Source organism: Xenorhabdus indica (genome assembly GCF_014467235.1).
GTDB classification, from domain to species: Bacteria; Pseudomonadota; Gammaproteobacteria; order Enterobacterales; family Enterobacteriaceae; genus Xenorhabdus; species Xenorhabdus indica.
The window spans coordinates 1-3,951 of the sequence record NZ_NKHP01000057.1; the positions used below are offsets into that span (position 1 = coordinate 1).

General features: G+C 36.8%; 3 protein-coding genes and 1 pseudogene. 1 reads left to right on the top strand and 3 read right to left on the bottom strand.

Annotated elements, in window-relative coordinates; all coding sequences use genetic code 11:
- Positions 1-102: 102 nt before the first annotated feature.
- From Xind_RS19310 to Xind_RS19320, 3 genes and pseudogenes are all read right to left on the bottom strand, one after another.
- Positions 103-606 (bottom strand): annotated as a pseudogene (locus tag Xind_RS19310) (MFS transporter); the annotation flags it as partial.
- A gap of 222 nt (positions 607-828) precedes the next feature.
- Positions 829-2,382: an MASE1 domain-containing sensor histidine kinase gene (locus Xind_RS19315; RefSeq protein WP_187650909.1), complete on the bottom strand. Its 1,554-nt coding sequence runs from the start codon at positions 2,380-2,382 to the stop codon at positions 829-831.
- Between the two features lie 3 nt (positions 2,383-2,385).
- Complete coding sequence (locus Xind_RS19320) at positions 2,386-3,015, bottom strand: response regulator transcription factor (RefSeq protein WP_187650910.1); 630 nt, start codon at positions 3,013-3,015, stop codon at positions 2,386-2,388.
- Between the two features lie 258 nt (positions 3,016-3,273).
- On the opposite strand from Xind_RS19320, the gene Xind_RS19325 reads away from it, so the two are divergent.
- Positions 3,274-3,822, top strand: coding sequence for a cysteine hydrolase family protein (locus Xind_RS19325; protein ID WP_187650911.1), 549 nt, complete (start codon positions 3,274-3,276; stop codon positions 3,820-3,822).
- Positions 3,823-3,951 lie beyond the last annotated feature (129 nt).

Consider the following 3,951-nt stretch of genomic DNA (forward strand, 5'->3'; position numbering starts at 1 on the left):
ACTCTTAGTGTGCGTTGAAGAATTTATGACCGCCTTTTCATCAGGGCAACAGCCGGGAGTGAGAAAAATGAGTGTATCGTTATTATGAAAGCTTATTTATATTGTTGCCAACAGTGTAGATAATAGGGTCAGGAGTATTCCACTGATATTAATTGAAATATTCCAACACCCCCACCAAAATCCCCGCTCACTACGAGAATACCAATAAGTCAGTAATCTCGCACACGGAGGCCAGCCCCATCCCTGAAAAAAACCATTCAGCGTCCAGATAATTAATATAGCTGGCAATGAAGAACAAGATGTGAGAATAATATTAAGTATTCCGGTCATTAATAATCCAGCCCCCATAAACCAGCGATAGCCTGTATAGTCGTGGAAAATACCGGATACAAATTTTGAGGCACCATAAGCAAGATAAAATAGGCTGGCTATCCAGCCAATATCACTTTTATTTAATGCCAGTTCCACTTGCATTGCAGGCATAACAACATTCAAACTTCTACGTGTAAGTTGAAATGTGGCATAACCGATCAACATTGTTATTAGTAAATGAATTCGCCAATAGCGATATTGCTGTGAAATCTGTCCTTTGCTACTGGCTTGCATAATATTTCTCCATAAAAGTAAGCCTGTGTAAATAGAATATTATCTCATTCTTTTAAATTGCAGTTTTGTTAGTTACACCTCTTATTCTGGTTACATCACTACCTATGTTCCCAAAATGTTGTTCCGTTTTTACTGTTCAGCTTTTTGAGATTTATTAAATATTGATGGTATCCCCTGATGTATGAAGGGTGTTATTTAATTACTCGATATACTGATCTGAATTTATGGTAAATTAACAACAACATGTGTTCCTCTTTGTGTTTTTAATAGCCAATTTCCACCAAGTATACGAATCCTTTCTTCAATGCCTTTTAAGCCAAGGCCTCTGTTTTTTTTATTTTCCTTGATGCCGATTCCATTGTCACTAATGCGAAGTTTAATGAAATTTCCTCTTTGTTTTAGTGTGATAATTATTATGCTGGCATCGGCATGTTTACTGATATTATTTAATAGTTCCTGAATAACTCTGTAGAGAGTCAAAATAATAGTGCTATTTTTGGGTTCTTGTGGTAATTGATAATTGAACTGACAAATAATATTCTGCTCCTCGAAAGCAAACTCATTTACAAGGTGACGAATTGCTTGTTCAAATGACATTTCATCCAGAATGGGGGGACGTAGTTCGCGAAGAAGTTGACGAGTAGATTGGTGGATTTGTTGAGCAAGAGATTTGATCTGGTCGGCTGCTTTTATGGTTAGTGGAGAATTTGCTGTACGTTTTACTAATGTGGATTGGATTTGAATAGCAGTAATATTTTGTCCGATCTCATCATGTAATTCTCTGGCAATATTTTTACGGGTATCTTCTTCAATCTGCACAATTTTTTGCATCAGAATTCGACGTGCAGCGAGTTCTTTTTCGAGTTGAGTACGATAGCGGTTAAGATTCTCTGTTAAACGTTGCTGGTGAATAAGGCTACCAGCTAATTGTTGTTGGCGGCTGATGGCTATACCAAGTCCGATCCCCAATAATGCTTGAGTAGTTAAAAAAATCTCCAGCTCTTGTAATTCACTGAATGAACCACTAAATTGACGTGCAAAAGCTACGATTAAGCTTCCTAATAGTGCTGATAATACACCGCCTTGCCAACCATAACGGTAAGCCATAAAAACATTGGGAATAAAAACCAAGATTGACAAAAGCCCCTCAATTTTGGGAGATAAAAAGAACTGCCCACTAATACCCAATAAGCTGAATAGAAAACACCACATCAATAACGATGTGCGTAATTGTGGATAGGTTGAGTGGTCAGTAATATATTGAGATTTTAGATTTTGCTCATATATATAGATATAAATCAGATAAATAAATGGGGATAACAGAACTCCACCAGTTAGAGAACTGAGAAAAATAAGGCTGGATTTACAGGATAACAGGCTACTGAGGAAAAAGGTTTGTAATAAACTGTTAATGATAACAGAAGCTAGCAGGATGGAGAGTTGCTGCCAATAAAGAGAATAATATTTCCATATCTGTTTAATACCTAAGACTATTATCAAACTGATAATTGGAGAGAGTAAAATAACTAAGTTTGTAATGAATTGTTCGCTATTTAAACATATCAGGATGCTGCTCTCACTGATAATCAGAATTGACAGGTAACGTTTCCAGAGCAAAATCATAAGGATCAGTCTTAACCCCTGAGGTAAAAAAAGAGTGGCCTGCTGTCCATTTTTACTCAAATTAAAACTGATTATCCATAGTGAAATCCAAGTAAGAGAATAGAAAATCAATAAAAACAGAGACTGTAAACTAAAGCGTACTTTCCAATTCATCTATTAGCCAGTAATAATTTGATGTTGTAATGCATAATGGACAAGATCAATAGTGGTGTCACACTGTAATTTATTTAAGATATTGGCTCGGTGAACATGGACAGTTTTAGGGCTCAACATTAGTTGTTCTGCAATACTCCTGGCGTTTACACCATTAATTAGAAGATTAAATATCTCTCGTTCTCGTGGTGTCAGTACTTGTAGTGCATTCAACTCTTGCGGTTTCTGGTGTAAAGCTTTCATGGCATCGGCACAAAGATAAATCTTCCCTTTATGAACGGTTCGTACTGCTTGTACCAGTTCTTCTGCTCCACAGCATTTTGTCAGATAGCCACGAGCTCCTGAATCAAGAGCGGTTTGCACAAGAGCAACCGTATCATAAATGCTAAGCATAATCGTACGAAAATTAGGGTGATTAGGACGCAGTCGTGCAAGGAGTTGCAAGCCATTTTCATGTGGCATAGAAATATCCATGATAACTATATCAATATTTCTTTTCAGTAGGTCAGGCCATGCTTCTTTACTATTGCTGTATTGCTCTACTATTGTAATGTCATCTTCAAGTGTGAGCAGCTGAGCGAATCCTGATCTAACAACAACATGGTCATCAATAAGTGCAACTTTTATCTTCATTTTTTATGGTGATTTTTAGTATAAATGTATTTTATATATCATAATGTTCATGAAAAAGCTTTAGTACAAGTGAATGAATTAATGTTCAATAGAGCCCTGAATAATAAGTAATAAGGTTGTCTGTTGAAATAAAAGTAAAATAATAAGGTTGCTTAAACAATATGATCTTGGAGTAGATATTTTCTGATATGTGGTGAATTATAAGCAGTGGTTTCATTTCTAACCGATATTTCTTTATATGAAAATAAGGATACTCAAATGAAAGCACTCATCGTAATTGATATGTTAAATGATTTTGTGACTGGTGCTCTCGCCAATGAAGCGAATGCAATGCTAATTGTCCCTGTGATCCAGAAAATGATTAATCATGCCAGGAGTCAGCCTGATTGGTTGGTTGTGTATTCTAATGACTCTCATCAGGAAAATGATCGGGAAATAGCGATTTGGGGCAGGCATGCTATGGCGGGGACATTCGGAGCTAAAGTTATTAACGCTTTGGCTCCGATTGGAATAGCGCGAGAGATTGTTTCTCCCAAGCGTTTTTACGGTGCTTTTGATGGAACAGATCTGGAGGCAGTTTTCGAGCGATATGGGGTGACTGAAGTGATATTGACTGGCCAGCATACCGATTGTTGTATCCGGCATACTGCTTATGGTGCATTTGTTTGCGGCTATAATATCAAAATATTATCTGATGCTGTTTGTGTTTTTATGAGGGCAGATCAGGATGAAGCACTTGATTATTTGAAAACAATTTATGGGGCTGAAATTACAACAAGTACAGCGCTTGGTGTATATTCTCTATGAACATTGTAGTAAATTTACCTTTCATATTTCGGTCACGTATTCAACCTGTTGATGGTTGTGTATAATCGTCATTTTTTCGGAGAAGTCACATGGCGACTGTTGAAGTAAAATGTCGATTTTGTCAGCAAA

Excerpts from the sequence above, each read along its gene's own strand:
- Xind_RS19325 (WP_187650911.1), top strand. The coding sequence starts at position 3,274 with ATGAAAGCACTCATCGTAATTGATATGTTAAATGATTTTGTGACTGGT.
- Xind_RS19320 (WP_187650910.1), bottom strand. The coding sequence starts at position 3,015 with ATGAAGATAAAAGTTGCACTTATTGATGACCATGTTGTTGTTAGATCA.
- Xind_RS19315 (WP_187650909.1), bottom strand. The coding sequence starts at position 2,382 with ATGAATTGGAAAGTACGCTTTAGTTTACAGTCTCTGTTTTTATTGATT.